General features: G+C 58.5%; 15 protein-coding genes. 5 read left to right on the top strand and 10 right to left on the bottom strand.

Going from position 1 to position 17,113, the window contains the following annotated elements; translation table 11 throughout:
- Window positions 1-10 precede the first annotated feature (10 nt).
- A complete protein-coding gene (locus ACFFT4_RS18875) occupies window positions 11-850 on the bottom strand; it encodes a helix-turn-helix transcriptional regulator (protein WP_378050297.1) in 840 nt (279 codons plus the stop codon).
- A gap of 151 nt (window positions 851-1,001) precedes the next feature.
- Here ACFFT4_RS18875 and ACFFT4_RS18870 point away from each other — a divergent pair, with 151 nt between their 5' ends.
- Both ACFFT4_RS18870 and ACFFT4_RS18865 read left to right on the top strand, forming a co-directional pair.
- A complete protein-coding gene (locus ACFFT4_RS18870; RefSeq protein WP_378050295.1) occupies window positions 1,002-2,087 on the top strand; it encodes an FG-GAP repeat domain-containing protein in 1,086 nt (361 codons plus the stop codon).
- A gap of 7 nt (window positions 2,088-2,094) precedes the next feature.
- Window positions 2,095-3,147, top strand: a complete 1,053-nt coding sequence (locus ACFFT4_RS18865) for a Gfo/Idh/MocA family protein (RefSeq protein WP_378050293.1) — start codon at window positions 2,095-2,097, stop codon at window positions 3,145-3,147.
- 73 nt (window positions 3,148-3,220) lie between these two features.
- On the opposite strand, the gene ACFFT4_RS18860 is transcribed toward ACFFT4_RS18865, so the two are convergent.
- Window positions 3,221-3,880 (bottom strand): Uma2 family endonuclease, encoded by a 660-nt coding sequence (locus tag ACFFT4_RS18860; RefSeq protein WP_378050291.1) that lies wholly within the window; start codon window positions 3,878-3,880, stop codon window positions 3,221-3,223.
- 96 nt (window positions 3,881-3,976) lie between these two features.
- On the bottom strand, window positions 3,977-4,864 hold the full coding sequence (locus ACFFT4_RS18855) for an SMP-30/gluconolactonase/LRE family protein (protein WP_378050289.1): 888 nt from the start codon (window positions 4,862-4,864) through the stop codon (window positions 3,977-3,979).
- 269 nt (window positions 4,865-5,133) lie between these two features.
- On the opposite strand from ACFFT4_RS18855, the gene ACFFT4_RS18850 reads away from it, so the two are divergent.
- Entirely contained in the window at window positions 5,134-5,709 is a 576-nt protein-coding gene (locus tag ACFFT4_RS18850; RefSeq protein ID WP_378050287.1) for a nitroreductase family protein, read from the top strand.
- Between the two features lie 25 nt (window positions 5,710-5,734).
- On the top strand, window positions 5,735-6,253 hold the full coding sequence (locus tag ACFFT4_RS18845; protein WP_378050285.1) for a nitroreductase family protein: 519 nt from the start codon (window positions 5,735-5,737) through the stop codon (window positions 6,251-6,253).
- A gap of 83 nt (window positions 6,254-6,336) precedes the next feature.
- Here the strand turns inward: ACFFT4_RS18845 and ACFFT4_RS18840 are convergent, their stop codons facing one another.
- The gene (locus tag ACFFT4_RS18840; RefSeq protein ID WP_378050283.1) at window positions 6,337-7,167 is read right to left on the bottom strand and encodes a nicotianamine synthase family protein; all 831 of its coding nucleotides are present in this window, start codon (window positions 7,165-7,167) and stop codon (window positions 6,337-6,339) included.
- Between the two features lie 265 nt (window positions 7,168-7,432).
- Window positions 7,433-8,368 (bottom strand): helix-turn-helix domain-containing protein, encoded by a 936-nt coding sequence (locus ACFFT4_RS18835; protein WP_378050281.1) that lies wholly within the window; start codon window positions 8,366-8,368, stop codon window positions 7,433-7,435.
- Window positions 8,369-8,501: 133 nt separating this feature from the next.
- Here ACFFT4_RS18835 and ACFFT4_RS18830 point away from each other — a divergent pair, with 133 nt between their 5' ends.
- Window positions 8,502-9,773, top strand: coding sequence for a TolB family protein (locus ACFFT4_RS18830; RefSeq protein WP_378050279.1), 1,272 nt, complete (start codon window positions 8,502-8,504; stop codon window positions 9,771-9,773).
- A gap of 295 nt (window positions 9,774-10,068) precedes the next feature.
- Here the strand turns inward: ACFFT4_RS18830 and ACFFT4_RS18825 are convergent, their stop codons facing one another.
- The 5 genes from ACFFT4_RS18825 to ACFFT4_RS18805 all read right to left on the bottom strand — a co-directional run bounded on the left by ACFFT4_RS18825 (window position 10,069) and on the right by ACFFT4_RS18805 (window position 17,011).
- A complete protein-coding gene (locus tag ACFFT4_RS18825; RefSeq protein WP_378050277.1) occupies window positions 10,069-11,592 on the bottom strand; it encodes an extracellular solute-binding protein in 1,524 nt (507 codons plus the stop codon).
- 30 nt (window positions 11,593-11,622) lie between these two features.
- Window positions 11,623-12,504, bottom strand: a complete 882-nt coding sequence (locus ACFFT4_RS18820) for a carbohydrate ABC transporter permease (protein ID WP_378050397.1) — start codon at window positions 12,502-12,504, stop codon at window positions 11,623-11,625.
- Window positions 12,495-13,397, bottom strand: coding sequence for an ABC transporter permease (locus tag ACFFT4_RS18815; RefSeq protein WP_378050275.1), 903 nt, complete (start codon window positions 13,395-13,397; stop codon window positions 12,495-12,497). The genes ACFFT4_RS18820 and ACFFT4_RS18815 overlap by 10 nt, the downstream gene beginning before the upstream one ends.
- Window positions 13,398-13,418: 21 nt before the next feature.
- Entirely contained in the window at window positions 13,419-15,758 is a 2,340-nt protein-coding gene (locus ACFFT4_RS18810; RefSeq protein ID WP_378050273.1) for a helix-turn-helix domain-containing protein, read from the bottom strand.
- A gap of 260 nt (window positions 15,759-16,018) precedes the next feature.
- Window positions 16,019-17,011: an ABC transporter substrate-binding protein gene (locus ACFFT4_RS18805; protein WP_378050271.1), complete on the bottom strand. Its 993-nt coding sequence runs from the start codon at window positions 17,009-17,011 to the stop codon at window positions 16,019-16,021.
- Window positions 17,012-17,113: the final 102 nt, after the last annotated feature.

The following is a 17,113-nucleotide window of genomic DNA, read 5'->3' as shown; positions in this document are numbered from 1 at the left end:
TAACCCCCCCTTAGCTTCCCGGCTCCTCCCGGCAGGACAAGCGGTATTTTCCCGGGGACACTCCCGTCGTCTTCTTGAACAGGTTTTGAAAATAAGTCTCGCTCTTGTAGCCCACCTTGTCGGCGATGTCGACCATCGGCAGCTCGGTCGTCGCCAAATATTGCTTGGCAACCTCCATCCGGTATCGGATCAAATATTGAATCGGACTCATCCCCGTCTCCCCCTTAAACAGGTGGATCAGATGATAGGCGTTCATATGCGTCAGCTTCGCCAAAATCGCCAGGCTGATATCGGACGGATAATTTTCCTCCAAATATCGCCTTGCCTGATGCACGGCCTCCTTGCCCGGCCTCCTTCTGACCTTGGCCTCCTCGGAATAGTGCAGCAGCCGCGCCACGCGGCCGATCAGCGCCCCGAGCAGCCCGTTCGCCACGGTGTCCGATTCCGGCAGCGGGCTGTTCCATTCGGTCACCGTCTCGTAGAACAGCTGCCTGATCGGCAGAAAATGCTCCTTAAGCTCCACGCACGCGGGCTGCTCGGTCCCGGTCAAATAATCCGGCGGCAAGCCTCTGATCTGCAGCCCGGAATAGCCCGCGTAGACAGCCTTGAATCCGTCGCCGATCGACCGCTCCTCGTGCCAGACGCCCCGATTGTAGACGAGCAGGCAGCCTTCCTTGGCCGCGTAGACTTTGCCGTCCACCCGGAATTCGCCCTCGCCTCCCACGATCAGCAGCATTTCCGAGCTGTTCTCGTGCTGATGCAGCGGGAAATAGAACCGCTCGCCCGGCGGCGTCCGGAAGATCGCTCCGCCCGAGAGAGAAGGCGTCCGAATGACGATCGATTGTCCCATCCTCGCTCCTCCAAACCCAATTTTCAATAGTCGAAGTTCGCAATAATGCGCATTGAACCTTATTTTACCCCTAGTGTAGATTAATATCGTGAGCTGTTGCAACAGCGCTTTCCCAAATATCGAATATTATCCGAAGGAAGGAGCAAGGAGCATGACGATCGCGTTCAGAAAAAGAAAGCTCAGCGACGCCCCGTATGAAGCCTGCTCGGTATTCGACGTCAACAACGACGGGGTGCCCGATATCGTCAGCGGCGCCTATTGGTACGAGGGACCGGACTTTGTGAAGCGGCACAAAATTTGCGACCTCGCCGCTTACGGACATTACCGGGACGACTTCTCCGATTATCCGCTGGACGTGAACGGAGACGGCCGGATGGACATCATTACCGGCTCCTGGTGGGGCGGAGCGCTGAAATGGCGCAAAAATCCGGGGGATTCCTCCGCGGAATGGGAGACGTTCGAGATCGACCCGACCTCCAATATCGAGACGATTCGCTTCTGCGACATTGACGGCTGCGGCGTTCCCGAGATTTTTCCGAATACGCCGGGAGGTCCCCAGGTCTTCTATAAGCTCGTCCGCGACGAGAACGGCAGAGGCACCGGAAAATTTCGCAAAACCGTCCTCTTCGACCAGCCCAGCGGACACGGCCTCGGCTTCGCGGACATTACCGGCAACGGAAGATTGGACGTCGTGCTGAGCGGCGGCTGGCTGGAGCAGCCGGAAGATCCGTTCTCAGGCCCTTGGACGTTCCATCCCGAATTCTCCCTCGGCTCGGCCAGCGTGCCGATTATCGGCTATGATGTCACCGGCAACGGCTTATGCGATCTGATCGTCGGTCAGGCGCACGACTACGGCCTGCACTGGTATGAGCAAACGATCGGGGAAGACGGCTCCCGCAGCTGGATTCGCCACGACATCGACACGACCGCTTCGCAATACCACGACCTGATGCTCGTCGATCTCGATCTGGACGGGGAGTTGGAGCTGGTCACGGGCAAGCGCTACCTGGCGCACGACGACGATCCCGGCTTCGACGATCCGCTCGGCCTCTACTACTTCAAGATCGACGGAGGCCGCTTCGAGAAGCAGGTGATCGATTACGGGCCTGCGGGCGAGGCTTCGGGCAACGGGATTTTCATGTGGATCGAGGACGTGACGGGCAACGGGTATCCGGACATCGTCGCGCCGGGCACGGAAGGCTTGTATTTATTCGAAAACCTGGGACCGAAGGAGTGAGTGTGCGATGGCAAAATTGAAAATCGGGTTCGTCGGCACGGGAGGCATGGGGCAGATGGCGCATCTGTCCAACTACGCGGCGCTGACCGAGCTGTGCGAGGTCGTCGCGCTGGCGGAGGTTCGTTCGCGGCTTGCGCGAACGGTGGCGGCGCGTTACGGCGTTCCGAAGGTATACGCGGATCATCTGGAGCTGTTAAGCGACGCCAAGGTAGACGCCATCGTCGCCCCTCAACCGTATCGCTCGCATCTGGCGCTGCTTCCCGATATTTTGCGGGCGGGCGTACCGGTGCTGACCGAGAAGCCGCTGTCGCTGACCGTCGAGGCGGGCGAACGGCTCGTGCAGCTTGCCGACGAGCATCGGACGCTGCATATGATCGGCTACCACAAGCGCTCCGATCCCGCCATGGAATACGCCAAGCAGCGGATCGACGAGTGGAAAAGCACCGGGGAATACGGCGAGCTTCGGTATGTGCGCGTGACGATGCCGCCCGGCGACTGGATCGGCGGCGCGGACGCTCCGCTCGGCACGGACGAGGAGTATCCGGCGATCGACGCCGAAGCCTTCCCTTCCTATTTTACCGAGGAGCAATCCCGCGAGCTGGACACCTTCGTCAACTATTACATTCACCAGGTTAACGCCATCCGCTTCCTGCTTGGAGAGCCTTACCGGCTGACCTTCGGCGACCGCCTGGGCGTGCTGCTGACCGGCGAGAGCGACAGCGGCGCCACCGTCGCGCTGGAGATGGCCCCTTACAGCACGACGATCGAATGGCATGAATGCCTGCTCGTCTGCTTCGAGAAAGGATTTGTCCGCGTCGACCTTCCGCCCCCGCTGGCCCGCCAGCAAGCCGGCAAGGTGACGATCATGAAGGACAACGGCCGCGGCATTCCCTCGTATGAGACGCCGGTTATGCCCAACCGCTCCGCGATGCGCCAGCAGGCGATCAACTTTATCGCCGCGGCGCGGGGCGAACGTCCGGCCCCTTGCGAGTCGAAGGAAGCGCTCGAGGATCTGAAGCTGGCCAGGGATTATATCCGGCTGATGCAGCAGTACCGCTAAACCGGGCAAGATAGCGGGGTACGTGGGAGGAAAACGGCGATAATCGGCCGCGAAGAAGGACGCGCCGAGCGTCTCAAAGCAGGTTGGCGAATACGCGCTTCACATCGATATCGATGCAAGAGAACATAGGCGACGCGACTTTTTGCGGGGAGACGTACGTTTCTGCCAATTGCAGCTTGCCATGCTCATCGAGAATAAACTGATCCAACGTCAGATGAACCGGATCGACGATCCAGTATTCCTTCAGCCCGAAGCGTTCGAATTGGCGTTTTTTTCCGATCTTGTCGTTGCGGCTCGTAGAGGGGGACAAAATTTCGACGACCAGATCCGGAATGCCTTCGATCCGTTCGGGCTTGATGATGGCGGCATTCTCGTGCAAAACGTACACCAGATCGGGCTGAAATTGATTCTCCTCGTCCAAATAAACGTCGACGGGCGAATAGAGAATCGTGCCGTTTGGATGACTGGTCTGATGGAGCATCACGTAGATCGCGCCGGAAATTTGCTGATGACGAATCGTTGGCGCCGCCTGCATATCGTAGCGAATGCCTTCGATGATTTCGTAGCGTTCTTCCTCCATGGCGTAGCGAACGCCTTCGATGATTTCGCAGCGTCCCTTCTCCGTTGCGGGAAAGCTCGGGTCGCCCCCGTCTTCGTATGCGTAATTCTCTGTTTGCTCTTTAACGATAGGCTCCTGCTTTTTAAGCTCGTCCTTTTCGCGTTTGTTCGCCATCGTCCCACCGCCTTTTTTCGGCTGTTTTTTTCCATATTATCACAAACTTTCTGCCAGGCACGTGACTGCCTTATGAGACAGCCCCCCTGCTGACGACTAGACGCTCTTAACCTTGAAGTCGTTGGCGGGGAGGCCCTTCACGCCCGGCTTGTACACGAACAGGCTGCCGGCCAACGGTTCCTTCCGCAGCTGCTCCTCGCTCAGTCCGACGCTGGCGGATGTGATGTACAGCTCGTCCAGATCGTCGCCGCCGAAGCAGCAGGAGGTGACTCGGGAGACGGGCAGCTCGACGCGCTCCAGACATTCGCCCGTGTCGGGATCGAAGCGGCTGACCGCGTACCCGTCCCAATGCGCGACCCACAGCTTGCCCTCGGCGTCGACGGTCATGCCGTCCGGAAAGCCCTGACCGTCGGGGAGAACGACGACGGTCCGACGATTGGAGATGCCGCCGCTTGCCGCGTCGTAGTCGAACCGGTCCACCCGCCTTGTGCTCGTGTCGATGTAGTACATCGTCCTGGCGTCCGGGCTCCAGCCCAGGCCGTTCGAACAGCCGACGCCGCTTGCCATCCGGTGCGCGGAGCCGTCCGCATCCAACCGATACAGCGCTCCGTCGGGAGCTCCGCCCGTCATCGGCATCGTGCCGGCCCAGAATCGGCCGGAAGGATCGCACTTGCCGTCGTTAAAACGGTTGCCCGTTAAATGCGCCTCCGGATCGACGATCGGCTCCAGCGCTCCGGCAGCCGGGTCGAGGAAATAAAAACCGTTCTGAAGCGCGCACACCATCCGTCCGTCCTCCGCCAGCACGACCGCCCCGATCCGCTGTCCGACGGAGATAACTCCCTCTTCGCCCGTCTTCGGATGCCACGTCCGTATTTTCATCCCCTCGATGTCGACCCATACGAGTTGTCCGCTCTTCGGCAGCCATAACGGCCCTTCCCCGAGCACCGATTTTTCCACGTTGACCGCTTCCGCCTGCTTCTTCACACCGATTCATCTCCCCGTTATATGCTGCGTGTATGTGTACATCGTACTGCGAGGCATATATCGCGCGCAACCCTCGGCGCTCTCCCGCCCCAAGCCGAGCGGCGCCGCGGTCGAAGCCCGGTTCGACTCTTATCCTATCCGACCGCGGTTATGCAGCGAAGCCTCGCGCTCCGGGAGCTGCGCGGTGCGAAACTTCATTTCTATTAATTGATAATGATTATCATTTGCGATATGATAAGAGCAGAAAACCGAAAGGATGGATTCTATCCATGTCAGCCACTCAACAGAAGTCGGAGCTCTCTCGCTTGGTTCGGGAGAGAAGATCGATTCGCAATTTCGCCAAGCGCGCCCTGTCCCGGGAGCTGGTCGTTGAGCTGCTTCAGGCGGCGGAGGCGTCGACCCCTGCGGCGCAGCGGGAGCCCTCCCACCGCTTCATTCTGGTGGCCAGTCCGGAAGGCAAAGCGAAAGCGGCTTCCCTGATCATGGACACCTATGCCGAACAGGGACTGTACAAGTGGATTCCGAACAAGCTTAATCAGCTCATGGCCGACCGCATCGCACAGATTCCCGCCTTCCTGATCGTGATCGCGAAAGACAGCGGGGAGGGCGGACGGGAGCTGGCGACAGTCAGCGCCGTACTGCAGAGCCTGGCGCTGCTCGCCTGGGAGCAGGGCATCGGAGCGGTGTGGAATACGGAGCCTTTCATGCACAAGCCGTCCTTTACGTCCGGCATCGGCTTGCGGGCGGACGAGCGCATCGTCACGATACTCTATTTGGGATATTGCGAGAAAACGCCGAAAACGAAGCCGCGCACGCCCGCGGCGAGCAAGCTGACTCATTTGTAATATTGAACGAACGGAGGTTGTTTATATGAGTACCTTATCCCTGTTCCGGGAAACGCAAGAGGTTCGCCGGTTCGCCGACCGGCCCGTCGAGCGGGAATTTATTTTGTCCATTCTGGACGACGCCGTCTGGGCGCCCAATCACAAGCTGCGGGAGCCGTGGCGCTTCGTCTATGCGGAAGGAGCGGCGAAGCTGCGGCTGGCCGACGCCGTCGACGCCCGCCAGCATCCCCGTCTCGTCGAGACCCTGGCGCAGGCTCCGGTCGCCTTGGTCGTAACGTCGCCGATCAACAAGGACGAGCGAACCGACAGCGACGACTTCGGAGCCGTCTGCTGCCTTATTCAGAACATACAATTGCTCGGCTGGGCCCAGGGGCTGGGCATGTCCTGGGAGCTGGCGGATTACTCCGGATGCGAGGAGCTGCGGGCGCTCGCCGGCGTTCGGGACGACGAGCGGATTGCCGGCATCCTCGGGCTCGGCTTCTTCGATTCGCTTCCCGAGAAGCCGCCCGTCGTCCCTCTGGACGACAGGCTCGAAATCTGGTAAACGGTTCGACGATCCCGAAACGAGACGGGCCCCGGTGCGGCTCCGCGAAATCCAAAGCGATATGCCGAAACCGGGGAGGTCCGTTATGTACCCGACGCGACGAGATAGCGGAGCTGCGCTTCGTAAGCCGTTGTCCGCGGCTCCAATATCGCCGTGTCGTAGAGGCTCCCGGCCCCGCCCGGCTCTGCGGCGCGCCAGTCCGTCAGCGCCGCGACGTCGAGCGGGTAATTGAACAGAGACTTGAGGCCGTTCCCGTATCTGACGACGACGCGGCAATCCGGGCGAACGCAGAAGCGCAGCTCTCGCAAAATGTCCAGCTTCTCGGGCACCAGGGAAGCGATAAACACATGCGTGGCCGAGCTCGCAAACTCGGGCTCGCCCAGATGGCTGCCCGTATAACGGAATGTCCGCGTCAATCCCAAATACCGCGCAAGCTTCGTGCCGTGACGAACGGCTTCCTCGTCGATATCGACGCACAGCACCTCCGCTGCCGTTTCGGCCGCTATGGTGAAGGCCGATACCGGAAAAGCGCCTGCCCCGACAAACATCACTTTGGCTCCCCTTGGCGTGCCTACCCGCTCCCACTCTCCCCGCGTTGCTGCGGACAGCAGGGCGGTATACGGATCGGCAGCCCGCTTATCCGTATAAATTTGCCAGGCCCTCGCCTTCTCCACGACGCCGAGCGCCCGGGCGGAAGCCTCCCTCAGCCTCCTCGCAGCCGCTCTCGTATCCGTGTCGCACGCCCGGCGGCTCCATGCTCTCTCGTTGTCCTCATTCCGTATAAACTCGCACAGCCGATCCAGCTTGTCGCCAAGCCGCGGCCAGCTTTCCCGCCGCCGCTCCGCAGCCTCCGTCAACTCTCCCAGTTCGTCCGCCAAGGCGTTCAAAATCCGGGCAAAGCCCCCGTCATTCATCGTCGCCCATCCCTCCGTCTCCGGCAATGCCAAACAAAGCAAGTATATGAACGGGGACAAGCGGATCATGTCTGAGGCTGCGCGATTCCGTTTAGGGCGTGTCTGAATACTCCGAGGGCAGCAGATTTAGCCGAATTTTCGTTCCATGCAAGGAACTTTTGTGAAGGCGTACCGGAGGTACGTCAAGCAAAAGTGACGAAGCAGGGGGCGAAAAGGCGGTGAAAGATGCCCCTGAGCGGGTTTTCAGACACGCCCTAGAGCATTTTCAGTCAAAGTAAATGCCCTTGCGAATTTCCAGGCGCTCCCTCTCTCTCCACTCGGCGGGCGACATCCGTTCCAGTTCCTTGAATACGCGAGTGAAATGATAGATTGTTTTGAACCCCACCTGCCAGGCGATCGTCTTCAGGCTCGTCGGAGTGCCGACGATCAATTCCCTTGCTTTCTCTATGCGCACCCTGCGCAAGTATTGCGTAAACGTAACGCCATAGCTGCTACGAAACGCGCGGCCCAAATAACTCTTGTTATAGCCGATCGCCGCGGCGGCATCGCCCAGGGTGATCTCCTCCGCATAATGGGTTCGCAAGTATTGCTCCAATCGCCGCGCCGCGTCGAGAGGCTCGTGGGCCCGTGCTGCCGGCTGCCTGACCGGTTGTTCTATCGGCCGCACTACCGACTGTTCTACCGACTGTTCTACCGATTGCTCTATCAGCTGCGCTATCGGTTGCTTTGCCGGCTGCTTCATCGGAAGACCCGTTCGATCAAGGGGCATTTGCCGTCTGGCAAGTCCGTACAGAAGCTGCCCGAGCATCAGCGCGGCTATCGAGTCGTAATACTTTTCCTTGCGGGCCCCTTCCGCGCGTATGCGTTCCAGCAGCAGTCCGGCCTCTCCCTTCTCGTCCGGGCACGGCGAGGAGCAAGCCCGCGCGGCCTGCTCCAGATCGTTGTCGTGGAGCGCAAATTTCAGATCGAGCGTCCGGATCGCCCGGATTCCGCCCGGCGTCATGCCGTGCATAACGCCGGGTGCGATCAGGAACAGCATTCCGGGCGCGATCGCATAGCTTCGATCGCCCAGAACGAAGCTTCCCGCTCCGTCGACGAAATAGATGATCTGATAGAAGCTGTGTCGATGAAGCTCCAGACGAACGCCCGGCTTGTAATCGAAGCGGGCGGCCCAATGAATGTGCACCCCGTGACGTCTCATGCCATGCCTCCTCCTCCTCCTAATCGCATGTTTACGTATCGTCGCGACAAATGCAAATCTTTTCCCGATAAACCGGCCTTCTCGCCCGGAACTACAATAAAAGGGCAGCACACCGACAAAGGAGGAATTTCCCTTGATCATCAGCAGCCGTTTTCCGCGCTATACCGCTTTCGATCCGCTTGTTCCCGTATGGTGCCTGACCCCCGACGGCAAAGGCAGCTTCCATCGTTTCTTCGACACGTCGGCGGTCAGTCCTTCCGGCCGCTATGTCGCCGTCCTGCGGATGCCGCGGGAAGATCGCCTTCCGATGCCCGGACAAACCGCGGAGATCGTCCTGATCGACCTCCACGAAGGCGAAGAGCGCGTCGCGGCGCATACGCGCGGCTGGGAATCGCAGCTTGGCGCAAATCTCAATTGGGGACCGACCGATTCGACGTTGTATTATAACGATGTGGATACGGAAACCTGGGAGCCGATAGGCATCGAGCTCGACCCGCAGACCGGACGGACCCGGCGGCTGGAAGGCGGCATTTACAAAATATCGCCGGACGGCCGAACCGTTATTTCCGCTTGTATGAAACGGATGCGCCGCACGCAATTCGGCTACGGCGTCGTCGTGCCGGACGAATTCGTGCCGCGCAATTCCGGGTTCCCGGACGACGACGGCCTCTATGCGACGGACGTCGCGACGGGAGCTCGCACTTTGCTCGTATCGCTGCGGCAGATCGTCGAGCGGGCCAAACCGGCCATCGATTGGGAGCGGTACGCGGACGGGGAATGCTACGGATTCCATTGCAAATTCAATCCGCAGGGGGACCGGATTATTTTTACGATGCGCTGGTTCCGTACCGATGAAGATCAGCCGTGGAACATGCTGCACAAGCATGCGTTGAAATTCTGGGTCGTGACGATGAAGCCGGACGGCAGCGATATCGCCGTCGCCGTAGGGCCGGAGCAATGGGATAAGGGAGGCCATCATATCAACTGGTTTCCCGACGGACGCAGGCTCTCCATGAACTTATGCCTGGACGGGGACAAGCGGTTGTATCTGACGCAGGTGAACGAGGACGGCAGCGGTCTGGCCAAAATAACGGACGTCTTCCCCGGCTCGGGCCACCCTACCGTCCATCCGAACGGCAGACATATTCTGACCGATGCCTACGAGCAAGAGAAGGTCGCTTACGAGGACGGCACCGTGCCGCTCCGGTGGATTGATCTGGAACGCCGAACGGAGCAAATCGCGGTGCGCATCCCGGTCGCCAATCCGGGTACGCGCGTATCCCCGGCGCTGCGGGTCGATCCGCATCCCGCGTGGGCGCCCGACGATCGCCACGTCGTGTTCAACGGCTACGTCGACGGCACGCGCCGCGTCTTCCTGGCCGACTTCGGTCCTCTGCTGAAATAAGCGGAAGATCGTCTCTTAAGTCGAAGCAGTTGAGATTATCGATGGAAAAAGAGGGGCATGTATCTCCTTACGCTACAATGTACCCCAGAAAGTGACGAGAAGCTTCGCAGCTTATTCCGATTACTTTCCGGGGACCCCGAAGCGACATCCTGAAATGAGAATTGAAAACTCGTAAAGGGGTGATTTCAGGACCGTATGAGGCAGGCGCTTCGCTCTCCAGGAGATACATGCCCCGGTTCTATTCGACAATAATCACAGTTGCTCGAAAGACTTAAGAGACGGCCTCCATTTCAGCCTATTTAGCCGAGTAAGCGGCGTTCATCTCCTCGATCACCTTCTGGTAGTCGGCATCGGCCTTCAGGCTGTCCACGTAACGGTCCCACGCCTCGATCGGCTCCTGGCCCATAATGATTTTCGTTTTGAGATCGTTCATTTTCTTCGTATAGTCCGGTCCGATCTTAAGCCACGTTTCGGAGATCAGGCCCACGCTCGGATCGTCGACCGAATGCTGCGTTCTCTCGTCCACGATCGTCTTGTTGCGTTCGAACACTTCCTTCGGCATGCCCGTGCGGTAAGCCCACAGATAAGGATCGGAGCGCTCGAAGATTTTGCCGAAGGAGCTCTGCGAGACGCTGTCCTTGAACGCCTGCTCGGTCGCGTTCTTGAAGCCGTCCTCGCCGACCGTGTAGTGGACCCCTTCGATCCCGAAGCAAGCCAGCGCGAAGCCTTCCTCCGACGCCCCGTAATCCATCAGCTCCAGAATCTTCTTGAGCTTGTCTTCCGGCACGGACTTCGGAACGAGGAACACGCCGCTGAAGCCGGGAGAGGAAGGCGCATAGGTGCCTGCCGCGGATTCCAGATAGCTGAGCGGCAGGAAGTTGGCTTCCGGATCGGTCTTGATCAATTCCGCCTGCACCCGCCAGATCGCTTCGATCGTATTCGGATAAATGCCGACTTTGCCGGTTTTCGCCAGATCCTCGGACTGCGTTTCCTTCATGATCGGGTAATCGGCCGGCATGTAACCGGCGGCGTATACTTTGCGAAGCCACTCGATCCCCTCGCGCGTTCCGGGTTCGAACGTCGTATCGATCAGCTTGCCGTCGGCTTCCTTCCACTTGCCGTTGCTGCGGTTCAGCACGCCTTCCGCCCAGCCCAGATCGTTGCGGGGCAGCAGCGGAATCGTATCGGCGGCGCCGTTGCCGTCGGGGTCCTGCTCCGCGAACGCCTTCATAACCTCGAACAAATCGTCCAGCGTGCGCGGCACCTCCAAATTCAGCTTTTCCAGCCAGTCCTGGCGCACGATCGGGAGCCACGGTCCGCCATGAGACGGACGAACGGACGGAATCACGTAGTTTTTGCCGTCGATCTTCGTTTTCTCCCAAGTGGATTCGGGATATTCCATCAGATGGGGATAGTCCTTCAGATAAGGAGTCAGATCCCAGAAAGCGCCCTGCTTGATCATCTGACGCATCAGCGAGTTGTTGAAGTCCAGCACTTTAACCAGGTCGGGCATGTCCCCGGAAGCGAGCACAAGATTGATCTTGTCTCCGTAGCTGTTGGGGGACGTCCACAAAATATTCAGCTTCGTGCCGGTTTTCTTCTCGAACTCCAGCAGCACCGGATTGTCCGGTCCCGGAGCCTCCGGCGTATTGAATTCCGTAATGATGCTGATCTCCACCGGCTTCTCGTCCGCTCCCGCGGAAGTCTGGCCGGCCGATCCGGTCGGGGAAGCGGAGTTGGAGCCGCAGCCGGCAAGCAAAGTCAGGGCCAGCCCCCCTGCCAGCATCGTTCTCAATCGTCGATTCGTGCGCTTGTTCATGAAAATAAACCCTCCCTGTTTGTTATCCGACTAACCTTTGATCGAGCCGAGCATAACGCCTTTGGCAAAATGCTTCTGAAGCATCGGGTAGATCAGCAGAATCGGCGTCGTCGCGACGACGACCGCCGCCATTTTCAGCGTCTGCGCCGGCAATTGCCGTTCGTTCATCAGCTCCGCGGCCCCCGAGCCCTGCGACGAGGTGGAAGATTCGATCAGAATGTTCTGCAGCAAAATCTGCAGCGGCCATTTCGTCGGATCGTTGATGTACAGAACCGCGTTAAAATAAGTGTTCCAGTAGCCCACGGCGTAGAAAAGCCCGAACGCCGCCATGGCGGGCAGGGACAGAGGCAGTATAATACGGAAGAAAATGCCGACATCGTTGTACCCGTCCACCATCGCGGCTTCCTCCAGCGCGGGCGGAATGCTGTCGAAGAAGCTTTTCATCAGGAAAACGTACCATCCGCTGCTGAGCGCGGGCAGGATCAGCGACCACAGGTTGTTGATCAAATGCAGATCCCGGACAAGAATGTAGTGCGGGATGATGCCGGGACTGAACAGCATCGTGAACAGCACCATCAGCATAAGCGGCTTGCGGATTTTCAGCCTTTTGCGCGACAGTCCGTAAGCCAGCGAAGCCGTCACCATCAAGCTAAGTACGGTGCCTGCAGTCGCCAGGAACGCGCTGACCCCGGTTGCCCGGAGATAGGAATCCGTCGACAGAATGTATTTGTAGGACAGAATCGACCACTTCTCGGGAAACAGCACGAACCCTTGCTTCGCGATATACTCGGAGGGATCGGTAAAAGAAACGACGAATACGTAATACAGCGGAAACAGCGTCGCCAGCCCGACCAGAATGAGCAGGGTAACGTTGACGACGTCGAACAGTTTGCTTTCTTTCACTAGTACAATCCCTCCTCCCCGTATCGCTTGGCCAGCTTGTTGGCCCCGATCACCATCAGCAGGCCGATCACGGACTTGAACAAGCCGACCGCCGTGCTGTAGCTGAATTGCCCCTGCTGAATCCCGTTGCGGTACACATAGGTTTCGAATACGTCCGCGACGTCGGTGACCGCGCTGTTCATCATCAGAAACACCTGCTCGAAGCCGACGTCCATAATGCTGCCCAGGCGCAAAATCAGGAGCGTAACGATTACGTTGCGGATGCCGGGAAGCGTGACGTGCCAAATCTGCCGAAGCCGTCCGGCTCCGTCGATTCTGGCCGCCTCGTGAAGCTGGGGATCGATGCCCGCCATCGCGGCCAGGAAGATGATCGTTCCCCAGCCGGTCTCCTTCCAGATGCTCTGCGCCGTGAGCAACTGCCAGAAGATGCCCGGATTGGTCAGAAAATTGTACGGCTCCCGTCCGAATTCGACGAGCAGCTTGTTGACGATGCCCCCGCTCTGGGACAGCAGCAGGAAGGTGATGCCGGAAATAATGACCCACGACAGAAAGTGGGGCAAGTAGATCACCGACTGAATTACCCGCTGGAACCTCTTCAGGCGCAATTCGTTCAGCATAAGGGCGACAAGGATCGGCATCGGAAAATAAAACACGATGTTCATCATGCTGATCACCATCGTATTGCGGAAGATGATCAGGAAATCCGGGTTGTTGAACAAGGTGGCGAAATGCTCGAACCCGACCCACGGGCTCTGCCAAAATCCCAAATACGGCGAATATTCCTGAAAGGAGATGACGATTCCCCACATCGGCACATATTTGAACAGCAGAAAATACAGAAACCCCGGTAAAATCAGCGCATACAGAAATAAATCCTTGCGTATGCCGGTTACAACCTTCATTGCTTCTTTCCTCCTAAGCCGTTACTCCGGCGTGTGCAGCTCTCGGTATTGGCCAGGCGTCATTCCTTCATGCTTCTTGAACGTCCGGTTGTAATAAGCGGGCTGATAGCCGACCTGCGCGGCGATGTCGCTTATTTTCAACTGCGTGCCGATCAGCAGCTCCTTGGATTTGTTCAACCGCAAGCGGGTCAAATAATCGATGAAATTGATGCCGACGATCTGCCGGAAGCTTGCGCTCAGCTTCTGCGGGTAGGTGCCGAACCGATCGGCGCAATATTCCAGCGACAGATCCTGCATGTAGTTCTCCTGCATCAAAGCGACAACCTTCTCCACGGCCTGCTTGATCTTCAAATCCCGCAGCGACTGCATCTCGTCCATGAACGGCGCCAGCACCGCCGCGTTAAACCACGCCAGCATCGCCGAAGGCTCGCGAATTTGCAGCAATTGCTCGTACAGATTGGCGCCTTGGTACAGCTGCTGCGGATTGCAGCCCATCTGGGTCATCGTAAACTGGACGTTGCCCAGCAGCTGCAGCATGCCCTGCTGGATGGCGAACTCGTTGGACGACTTCGCCCGCAGCGCTTCCACGAAAGCCTGCGCATGCTGGAACACCTGCTCCTCCGCGCCCGACTGCAGCGCCTGGACGAGCATATTGCCTTCCAGGAAAGGATAGACCGGAACCGGCTCGCCTTCCCCGCGCGGCATCGCTTGCTCCGCGTCGATAATGGAATCGTCGGCTTCGAGATTCCGGTGCCGCATCGCCTGGCGGGTGTCCTCCAAAATAATGGACAGATGCTTGACCGACGCGGTCACCCGGCTGACGCCCACAATTCCTTGCAGCTTCAAATAGGTTTGCAAAGGCTCGATCAAGGCGCGGCCGAATTCGGACATCGCGGCTTTGATCCGCTCGTTCGCGCAGTCGTGCGCATAGGAGAACAGCACGCCGATGGTCAAATCCTGAAAGTTGATCACCGACGCGGACGTCGCATCGTCCGGCTGCCGCTGCCGCAGCATTTCCTCCACGATGTTGGCCGCCGCGAACGTGATCAGCCGATCGTCGCCTTGCGTGCGGTTGCCGTAGCGATCGGCAAATCCGTACAGCTCGATCAGCAGCATCGAATACCGCGCATGGTCGAAGGGCAGGTCGAATTGCTCATATTGCTCGCGGATTCGATAATCCGGCAGCGCGTTGAGGTGCCCCTGCGCCAGCTGCAGCACAAACCCTTCCCGCAGGGCGGGCAAAGCCTTCTCCAGCCTGGCTTGCATATCCGTCCTCTCGCGCAGCAGGTAGTTCCACCTGGATTCGATAAAATGCACCTCGTTCTTTCTGGACGACTCCGCCACAGGCTGATCGTGCCCGAACAGCTTCGTTAAATGGAGAAGCGGCCGGTACAATTGCTTGGAAGCGAACCACGACAGGACGAAGGCGATCGCAAGCCCGAGCAGTCCCGCGATAAGCGGCAGCTTGAACACGCGCTCCACCGGCTTGATCAGATGGGACAACGGCGTGGCGCAGACGTACAGCCATCCCGTGCTCTTCAATTGTCCGTACGTCACTACGTATACCTCTTGTCCGGACGAGTAGGAGAAGGAGCCGGTCTGCTCGTTCCGATTGCGAACCTCTTCGAGGATCGAGTCTTCCAGCTCCGCTCTCCCGGCAGTCCGTTCCGAGGCGTTGGCGACCAGATAACCTCGACTCTCCTCATGAAGGAACGCGACTCCTTGACCGGGCGGGCTGAGCTGTTCGAGCAGCGAGGCGATCTCGCGCTTGTTCAGCTCCACGAGGAGAGCGCCGTACGAAGGATCGCTCAGCACGGGCACCTTCTGCACGAGCGACACGTTCAGGCTGTCCCCGCTCGCCTCCGGACTCGCCGGACGGTCCGTCCAGAAGATGATCTGCTGCTGCTCCAGCAGCGGAAGATAGCGCTCCCGGTAGAGCTCCCCGGCAAGCGAACGGCTGCCGTTCTCCCCGTCGATCAGCAGCCCGCCGCCCTCCCTGAGCAGCAGCGAGACTTGATGGATCAGCGGATCGGATTGCTTCATAACGACCAGTTGATTAAACAAATCCAGCGTGTAGCGGACGTCCTGGCCGATGGAGTGATTTTGCAGCTCCATCATGAGCGGATTGTACGCCCACTGGTTCACCGTCATTTTCAGTTGCGCGAGCTCGGCATCCACCCTTTCCGATACTTGCTCGTACTGAAGCTTCTGCGTTCTGCCGACCTCGCGTTCGATTTCGCGGGTGCCATTGTAATAAGTAAGGATGGCCAGCAGAATTAACGGAATGCTTGAGATGAGCAGCGTGATGATTAAGCTTTTGTGGAAGAAGCTGATCTTGCTTTGAGTTTTGACGACCTTCATCGCTTCGTATCCCTTCCCCCGTCTGCTTACCTCACACTATAAGAGGGCGGGTTATTGCAGACAATTGGACATTTTTATTGCGGTTCCGTTTACGGATTGGACATTTTTCTTCGCGTCCGTTGGACTTTCTCCGCGGCAGGCGGCCCGGCTATTGCTTCATTATAAGCGGTGGCGGAAACGGCAAAAAGCGCTTAAGAACGGAAGCTCCGTTTCTTAAGCGCTTTGGACCGGCCGGGCTATGGGGTTATCCTTCCTCGGCTTTAATCTTCGATCAACGCCTCCAGCACCTCGTCAATGACGCGATTCAATCCGATCATGCCGTTCCCCGCCACCCAAGTGGAGTTTTCGGCCATATGCACATGATTATTTTTGACCGCCTTCAAATTTCTCCACAGCACGTTGTTCTGAAGCTCCTTCAGCTCCGCCTCGCTCCCCTGTTCAGGGTAAGTCAGCATGAAAATGTGATCGGGATCGATTTCCGGCATCAGCTCCCACGAGAGCGTCGCCAATCCGAAGTTGAACTCGAGACCGTCCGTGTTCGGCGAGCTTAATCCCAGCCATTCCTGCAGCAGATTTTCCGTCCCGAACAGTTCGCCTTCATGCTCCTCGGCAATTTTGAAAATCTGCAGCTGCTTGTCGCGAACACGCATGATCGCCACCGTCTGCGTATTGACTCCCGCTTCGGCCAGCTTGTTTTTAGCCTCCTCAGCCTTCTTCTTAAAGGCTTGAACGATTTCCTCGGCTTCCGCCTCTTTGCCGAAAAGCGCGGCCGTCTCTTTAAACCATTCGATCTTGTCGGACGGAAAATCCTGCAGCACCGTAGGGGCGATCTTGCTCAGCGAATCGTAGACCTCGGCATGCCAGCCGGCATGAGCGATAATCAGATCCGGTTGAGCGGCAAGAATCGCCTCCAGGTTCGGCTCCGAGCCGTCTCCAAGCGGCTCCGCTCCCTGAAGCCTGTCCTTCAGATACGGCGGATAATTCAAACCGTCCATCGTGGCCACCGCAACCGGTTGGATTCCCAACGACAGCAGATGATCGATCGGCATATAGTTCAGTACGACAATCCGTTGGGGATTGGCGGGAATCGCGATCTCGCCAAGCGAATGCCGAACCGTCCTCAGAGCAGGCTCCTGCTCGTCCGTTTGCGGAGACGCGCTCGGGGCGGTCGTTGCGGATGACGAAGCCTTGTTGTTCTCTCCTCCGCAGCCCGCCAGGACCAATACGAACGATAGCAGTATGGCGGCTGCCAATCCTCCCCTTCCGCTTTTTGCAGTCAAAAACCCGTAAAACCGCATATCTCTACCCTCTCCTTTGAACTTATCAATCTCTTCGATTGATAATGATAATCATTT

Origin of the sequence: Cohnella cellulosilytica (genome assembly GCF_042431195.1) — a bacterium.
Classification (GTDB): Bacteria; Bacillota; Bacilli; order Paenibacillales; family Paenibacillaceae; genus Cohnella; species Cohnella cellulosilytica.
Note: the sequence above shows the minus strand (reverse complement) of the source record. Positions and strands in the feature narration are given on the sequence as shown.

Bases quoted from the DNA above. Each gene is read 5' to 3' on its own strand.
- ACFFT4_RS18825 (WP_378050277.1), bottom strand. From the start codon at position 11,592: ATGAACAAGCGCACGAATCGACGATTGAGAACGATGCTGGCAGGGGGG.
- ACFFT4_RS18860 (WP_378050291.1), bottom strand. From the start codon at position 3,880: ATGGCGAACAAACGCGAAAAGGACGAGCTTAAAAAGCAGGAGCCTATC.
- ACFFT4_RS18850 (WP_378050287.1), top strand. From the start codon at position 5,134: ATGTCAGCCACTCAACAGAAGTCGGAGCTCTCTCGCTTGGTTCGGGAG.
- ACFFT4_RS18835 (WP_378050281.1), bottom strand. From the start codon at position 8,368: ATGAGACGTCACGGGGTGCACATTCATTGGGCCGCCCGCTTCGATTAC.
- ACFFT4_RS18875 (WP_378050297.1), bottom strand. From the start codon at position 850: ATGGGACAATCGATCGTCATTCGGACGCCTTCTCTCTCGGGCGGAGCG.
- ACFFT4_RS18810 (WP_378050273.1), bottom strand. From the start codon at position 15,758: ATGAAGGTCGTCAAAACTCAAAGCAAGATCAGCTTCTTCCACAAAAGC.
- ACFFT4_RS18840 (WP_378050283.1), bottom strand. From the start codon at position 7,167: ATGAATGACGGGGGCTTTGCCCGGATTTTGAACGCCTTGGCGGACGAA.
- ACFFT4_RS18870 (WP_378050295.1), top strand. From the start codon at position 1,002: ATGACGATCGCGTTCAGAAAAAGAAAGCTCAGCGACGCCCCGTATGAA.
- ACFFT4_RS18865 (WP_378050293.1), top strand. From the start codon at position 2,095: ATGGCAAAATTGAAAATCGGGTTCGTCGGCACGGGAGGCATGGGGCAG.
- ACFFT4_RS18815 (WP_378050275.1), bottom strand. From the start codon at position 13,397: ATGAAGGTTGTAACCGGCATACGCAAGGATTTATTTCTGTATGCGCTG.
- ACFFT4_RS18845 (WP_378050285.1), top strand. From the start codon at position 5,735: ATGAGTACCTTATCCCTGTTCCGGGAAACGCAAGAGGTTCGCCGGTTC.